The 6,773-nt window shown below is 39.5% G+C and carries 6 protein-coding genes and 4 tRNA genes; all 10 read right to left on the reverse strand.

The window, feature by feature from the left end; translation table 11 throughout:
• On the reverse strand, positions 1 to 275 hold a 275-nt coding region (locus Q4561_RS19535), incomplete at its 3' end, for a GTP-binding protein (RefSeq protein ID WP_263285996.1).
• Positions 276 to 342: 67 nt separating this feature from the next.
• Positions 343 to 418: transfer RNA gene (locus tag Q4561_RS19540), tRNA-Thr, on the reverse strand.
• 7 nt (positions 419 to 425) lie between these two features.
• Positions 426 to 500, reverse strand: a tRNA-Gly gene (locus Q4561_RS19545).
• A 33-nt stretch (positions 501 to 533) separates the two neighbouring features.
• Positions 534 to 618: transfer RNA gene (locus tag Q4561_RS19550), tRNA-Tyr, on the reverse strand.
• A gap of 7 nt (positions 619 to 625) precedes the next feature.
• Positions 626 to 701: transfer RNA gene (locus tag Q4561_RS19555), tRNA-Thr, on the reverse strand.
• Between the two features lie 112 nt (positions 702 to 813).
• A complete protein-coding gene (locus Q4561_RS19560) occupies positions 814 to 1,554 on the reverse strand; it encodes a type III pantothenate kinase (RefSeq protein WP_303462930.1) in 741 nt (246 codons plus the stop codon).
• Positions 1,541 to 2,494, reverse strand: coding sequence for a bifunctional biotin--[acetyl-CoA-carboxylase] ligase/biotin operon repressor BirA (gene birA / locus Q4561_RS19565; RefSeq protein WP_303462931.1), 954 nt, complete (start codon positions 2,492 to 2,494; stop codon positions 1,541 to 1,543). The genes Q4561_RS19560 and birA overlap by 14 nt, the downstream gene beginning before the upstream one ends.
• Positions 2,495 to 2,526: 32 nt before the next feature.
• On the reverse strand, positions 2,527 to 3,519 hold the full coding sequence (murB, locus tag Q4561_RS19570; RefSeq protein ID WP_303462932.1) for a UDP-N-acetylmuramate dehydrogenase: 993 nt from the start codon (positions 3,517 to 3,519) through the stop codon (positions 2,527 to 2,529).
• Positions 3,520 to 3,622: 103 nt separating this feature from the next.
• On the reverse strand, positions 3,623 to 5,290 hold the full coding sequence (locus Q4561_RS19575) for a hypothetical protein (protein ID WP_303462933.1): 1,668 nt from the start codon (positions 5,288 to 5,290) through the stop codon (positions 3,623 to 3,625).
• A 114-nt stretch (positions 5,291 to 5,404) separates the two neighbouring features.
• Positions 5,405 to 6,538 (reverse strand): glycosyltransferase family 2 protein, encoded by a 1,134-nt coding sequence (locus Q4561_RS19580; RefSeq protein ID WP_303462935.1) that lies wholly within the window; start codon positions 6,536 to 6,538, stop codon positions 5,405 to 5,407.
• Between the last annotated feature and the right edge of the window lie 235 nt (positions 6,539 to 6,773).

Raw genomic sequence — 6,773 nt, forward strand, 5'->3', positions numbered from 1 at the left:
ATGTTTTTAACGTAATCAGCGTGTCCTGGGCAATCTACGTGAGCGTAGTGACGAGTAGGAGTGTCATACTCTACGTGAGATGTAGAGATGGTAATACCACGAGCTTTTTCTTCAGGCGCGTTATCGATTTGATCGAAAGCCTGAGCTGAACCACCGTATGTCTTAGAAAGAACAGTAGTGATTGCCGCAGTTAGAGTAGTTTTTCCGTGGTCAACGTGGCCAATAGTACCAACGTTTACATGGGGTTTCGTACGTTCAAACTTTTCTTTTGCCATTTCTATTATCCCAGCAAAGTTACTTTAAAAATTTATGAAATTCTATAAACATGAGCTGGGGAGAAACTGGTGCTGATAGGCAGATTTGAACTGCCGACCTCACCCTTACCAAGGGTGCGCTCTACCAACTGAGCTATATCAGCACTGATTTGGAGCGAGCAGTGGGAATCGAACCCACATCATCAGCTTGGAAGGCTGAGGTAATAGCCATTATACGATGCTCGCAAATCCTAATTCTCTGGCCACCTCATAAAAAAGTGGTGGAGGGGGCAGGATTCGAACCTGCGAAGGCTGAGCCGTCAGATTTACAGTCTGATCCCGTTGACCGCTTGGGTACCCCTCCAGATTGATGGTGCCGACTGCCGGAGTCGAACTGGCGACCTACTGATTACAAGTCAGTTGCTCTACCAACTGAGCTAAGTCGGCACTACATCAAGTGGGTGCGCATTCTAGAGTAATGAATTACTCAGTGCAAGTGTTGTTTTGAAAAATTTTACTTTTTCTTTTTTGACCGATAAAAACTTATCAATCAAACCAGTTACGTAAGAAGCTCGCTTCTTGCGTAGCGGGCCAAACCTTGCACCACCAAATGAGCGGGACGAATCCTAACATCGCTTTCAAGGAATGCAAACATTTTTTTGTCTCCACCCCCTAAAATTATATCAAAATCGGTTTGTTTGCTGGATAAGTAATCAATGGCGCTCAAATAAACACCATGCACTGCTGCATAGCACCCTGTTGCAACACATTCTTCGGTATCGTTACCTACCGTAAGAGTGGTCGGAATTTCGTCATTTGCATACACTTTCTTGGTGGAATTAAGTAATGCTTGCTTCATTACTTGAAAGCCTGGGGTGATCCAACCGCCTAAATGTTGACCACCCACGACAAAATCAACCGTAATTGCCGTACCCACATCCATCACAAAAAATGCTTTTTGTGATTTTTCTGCCGCACAAACCATGGCAAGCCATCGATCGACCCCCATTTTTTTTTCGTTTTCGTAACTATTTTTTATGCCGAAGGCTTCTCGCTCGGTATTTTTTTCTACAACAGCGATATTTCTTTGCTCGCAGGCGGTAAAAATCTGTTCGACTGCATCAGCTTTTCGTACTGAGGCTAAATATAAATGGGAAATATTTTGTTGTTTATCGATAAAAGAAAGTAAATCAGATAAATTTTCTGTGGCGGTTGGCTCATTTTCGGAATTAGACAACAAACAATATTTAAATCGCGTATTACCAACGTCTACTAAAACGACATTTTTATCGGTTACCACGTAAGCTTACCTCTCCACCGTGGAATCGAGTAATGCCATCTTGGGTTTCTACCAACAGCGCACCGCTAGCATCTACACCTCTATCAATACCAGAAAACCGTTTTTCGCCCATTTGTAGCACAATTCTTTTATCTGCATATAAGTCTAGCGCTTCCCAATGAGGTGCAAATGGGCCAAAACCTTGTTGGGTGAACTTAGGTAACAATTCCCAAAGGGATTTTATAATGGCTGCAGCCAAACTATTTCTATCTGGTGTATGGCCTAAGTACGAGGTTAAATCGCTATGGGGTTGCCCTACATCATATTGGCTATCGGGAACACACACATTTAAACCTATTCCGATGACGGAATGCGCAGTAGCGCCAATTTGCCCTTCTACTTCTATAAGAATGCCAGCCAGCTTTTTACCTTGAAGGTAAATATCGTTAGGCCATTTCAGTTCCGCATCATCTACACCAAAGTCTTTTAATGCCTCACATACTGCCAAACCAACCATTAACGATAAACCGGCCATGCTTTGGTAACCGTCAGGAAAAGACCAATACATAGAAAACGTTAAGCTGCCGCCGATTGGCGCTAACCAAGTTCTGCCATGACGACCACGACCCGCCGTTTGAATTTCAGCAAATATCGCATCACCATCGGCTAATTCATGACGTGCATTGGCAATGCGCTTTTTCATTTCTGTATTAGTAGAAGGTAACACCGACTCAACATCTATCATGGCGCGCTTAGTATTACCTAAGTGCTTCTTAATACTCTCTGCATTTAACAAAGCAAAACCTCGTTCTAAACGGTAACCCTTACCTTTAACTTTAAAAACATCTAATCCCCAGTCAGAAAGCTGAGAAATATGGCCAGCAACAGCGGTACGGGAAAGGCCAACTTGTTGCGCTATGGTTTCACCTGAATGAAAGTGCCCATCTGATAAGAGAGCCAATATATGTTTTCTTACTGATTTCGATGCCTGTCTCATAAGCTAATGAGCCCTTCCTTACCTACCAAGCGCACTTCTGGCTCAAGCAGTATTTTAAATTCACTTTCTACCGCATGCATAATCTGTTTCGCTAGGGCAATTAAGTCACCGCCCTGTGCGTTTCCAATATTAGTTAATACTAACGGCTGTGTAGGATGACACCTAACATCATTAAGCGCCTTTCCTTTAAAGCCAGTCTTATCTATAAGCCACGCAGCTGGCACCTTTACCTGATTTTCTGACACCGGATAACTAGGTATATCGAAATGAACACGTTTCAGTTCTTCAAAATGCGTTAATGAAACCACTGGGTTCTTAAAGAAACTACCTGCATTTCCAAGCTGCTTAGGATCAGGCAGCTTTGCTTTTCGCACTTCTATTACCTTATTGTAGATATCTAACGCGGTAGGACTATCCATTACCGCTAATTCACCATAAGTCGCCACAACTTCGTATTCTTTTGGAAGTGTAAAATTCACTTTGGTGATAAGTGCTTTACCATACAAGGCGTGTTTAAAAATACTATCGCGGTAGCCAAATTGACAATCTGCACCTTTAATCAAAAAGGGTTCTTTTGTTTCAAGTAGTATCGCTTCAATAGAATCTATGAAGGCATGTATCTCTACCCCATAAGCTCCAATATTTTGTATGGGTGATGCACCCACTGAACCTGGGATCAGCGCTAAATTTTCCAGCCCAAACCATTCGTTTTGCATACACAGCGACACAAACTCATGCCAATCTTCACCCGCCCCAACACTGATATGATGGTGTGACTCGGTATCGTAGTGGCTAATACCTTTAATTTTGTTTACCAATACCACACCGTCGAAGTCATTTAAAAATACAGAGTTGCTTCCACCACCCAAAATATAGGTATTAACGGTGGGGTTGTAAGCGTTTAGAAATGAATCAACAGAGTCGAATTCAACGATAGATGCGCAATTCGATGCTAAAGAAAAAGTATGGTACTGCTGTAATGAGGGCATAGCACTTTATAGAAGAATGATGATGCGCTAATGGTAGGTGAAGCTGATGTTAATTAAAAGCGGTTTAGAGGCTAACCGCTACCTTGTCTTATTAGAAATGAAGTTATTGGAAGTAGCGACTAATAAGCTTGTTCAACCCATAGCGACATTTTAAATACCAATTGGCTATTGAAATATATTTAAGGCTTGAACCTTTTACACCAAATCCCTTTCTAAGCAATTCAAAAGTTTCAATGTCATTGGCGCTGCAACACTGAGACAGAATAGATGAAACGAGTAAGGGTGATGAATGCCTCAATTTACACAGCACTCTATTGAAGTCTTTAATACATTCGTCATTTGAATAATAGTTAACATGCTTATATTGCTCTAGCAAAGCATCCAGTTTTGTACCGTTCATATTAGGAGTGCATTGCTTGAGCTTAGTGGCCTCATGCATTAACTTGATTTGCAAATTGCCTATTTTATCAGGTGGTATAAGCGAGAAATTGGGCTGACTTTCACTATCACGCTGAAGCCAGAAATCTAGCTCAGTGCGAAGAAAGTTATCACCAAAACCATTTACCATTCTCATTAGTGTGAGAGCTCCAGCTGAATACTGGGTGTTTAGACGCTTTTCATTAACCGGTGCTGAAATAAAGTTAGAAAAACACGCAGAAAAGTCACTATGTAAACTTTCACCGTCAAAAAGTTTTTCATCAAAAAACCTATATTCAACATTCGCATTTATCTCTGTTGTAATACGGGATATCACGTTTAAATTACTAAATGATATTGAAGTAGGCGTAGAGAACTTCTCAGTTTTCAGATGCCGCTTAACACCTTGATGGTACCCCGACTCAAGTACTGCAATTGGATGCCTGATATAGAAAATAAATTTAGCATCATCTAAAAAGGTAAATAACCACAGTAAGTAATAATAGAAATGTTCGGAAGATAGTAATAACGTCTCGTAGCTACTACTATTAAACTCATCAATTAACAGCTTTGTTTTGTTGTAATCAAAATACCCTCTGTGCTCGTTATCAAACGAAATTAGGTCAGAAAAATTACCTGAACTTACCCCATTTTTATCTGCACCATGAGACGGGTAATATATCTTTTTTTCTAACAATTGCTCAGAGTTGCGACTCAACCACGCTTGAATTGCGGAAGTGCCCGTTTTTGGTGGACCCAGATGAATAACGACTGTTTTGTTTGGAGCAACGCTAATTTTGTTTTTAGCTTGATATTCTTTCCAATGACTCCCGAATATTGTAAGGCATTTGGTATACAAGTCATATTCCTTAGCATAAAGCCTTCGGATTTTTTCTTGATCTTTGTCACTAACAGCCCGTGCAGGTACTGTCTTAAATAATTCACCGTGAGGAATTTTAGATAATTGATTTTTTAACCAAGCTTGAGAAAGTAAAAGAGACTTAAGAGCTAAGTCTTCACACCCGATAAAAGAGACGTTATTTATATCGACTTTACCTGTAAATACACTGCTTTCTTCTATTCGTTTAGCATCGCTGTAGAATTCTTCAAAAGTTTGTTTAAAAGCACTATTTTTACGAGCGTTGTGATAAGCACTGGCTAATCTTGAAGACGGTTCACATATATATAAGCCAATACTTTCTACTGATGGCACTGAAGAGTCATTGGAATAAATATTAGACGCAGCAAACTCATTTACATCGATTCGTTGCTGGGAATATTTAGTGGTAAGTTTTATAAACTTATCACTACCTGAATTAGGTAGAGAAAGAATCACTTTTTTGAATTTAGTCACTTCTACTGCTTTATAGTTTGAGAGCACTATTAGAATCCCAACTCGACCAAACTTTAAGGTTGGTAAAGAGCTATGTTCATTACAAAGCCTACATTACATACCTAGTTGAAAAGATCACTTTGGGTAAACATGGTTCACATCTGGAAGCGTAATGTTAGTCAGCAATTTATCTAATAAGACAGTATCTCTTTCCGACGCTTTCGATATGACTTCCAATACAAGGGAATACCTCATATCGACTTGCAGTTTAGCATCCTTCTGAAAGCTATTAAACGCTGAGCTATTGAGTATAGTCTCCATATAATTACGGTAATGCAAAAACGCAGCGCTATTGAAAGTTAATGTTTTTGAGTCATATGATAATTTGAAGCCATGTCGATTACCTTTTAACGCAAACTCTTCCTGAGAGGCGCGAGTATTGATAGGCCTTCCCCGTAAAAGCATTGCTATGTATTCAAATTCGGATCTATCTTTGCGATGTAAGATAAAAGCATTAGTTGATGAATCGCTAAGCTGGCATTGCGAGTGTTGATCGTTCACTGTCTCTAAAGTTTTTCCATCTTCGTATTTTTGATTTAATTCATTGTCCAGAACATTATGTGGATTCATACGAGTAGGTTTTAGGTATGCGCGATATAACGTCTTTATTTGCTTCGCAGCTTCAACGTTTATGGTTTTCTCTAATGCAGGTGCGAATGGATTATTTCGTTCTAGTTTATTTTTCCATTGAAACGAGACACTTTCGAACTCTCCCACCCTGTTACAAACATCGCTAATCTTATCTTCGAAATTGTTCGGTACCCAAAATTCATCAATATCTAAAAACATAAGTGCATCAAATTTTCGATTTTCGCGCAATCGAAAGCATTGTCGATAGATATCGACCTGCGGTGTAGTGGTGGATGCATCAAAGGTATCATCTGCATTTATAAAATTAACAGGGAAGTCTTTCAATAGTGGTATCAAATCAAGCGTATTATCACTACAGCCATTGTAGTAAATATCAATTTCTGAGAAGCCCATATATAGATGATGGAAAATCCACTCTAGTAAATATGCAGATTCATTTTTTGCGACAGCAACAAGCTTGACTGATTTAACTTTTTTGGGCGCCAGCGTACGGTTAACTTTAAACTCAATTAACCGGGAAAAATGAAGAAGCTGTTTTCTAACTTTATAGTAGCTTGAAACTAACAAATTATGCTTAATACCCATGATGAGGATTACAATATAGCCAATTAAATCCAATTTAAAAGTGAACGATATAATACATAAGATTTCAAAAAGGACTAGCCTTTGACTCAGTGATTTTATCTATATCGCCCCCGTATATTGTATATGGTAAAAGCGCTTATTAGTGTAAAAAGCAAGTTGATCGATAGTTAACACAAGTTACTTTCTCACAGGCATAAAAAAAGGGCTATCCGTTAGGATAGCCCTTTCTTCGAATGGGAGCTTGGCAGTGTGCTACTCTCACATGGGG

The organism is Alteromonas sp. 1_MG-2023 (genome assembly GCF_030547075.1).
Lineage (GTDB): Bacteria > Pseudomonadota > Gammaproteobacteria > Enterobacterales > Alteromonadaceae > Alteromonas.

Bases quoted from the DNA above. Each gene is read 5' to 3' on its own strand.
- murB (WP_303462932.1), bottom strand. From the start codon at position 3,519: ATGCCCTCATTACAGCAGTACCATACTTTTTCTTTAGCATCGAATTGC.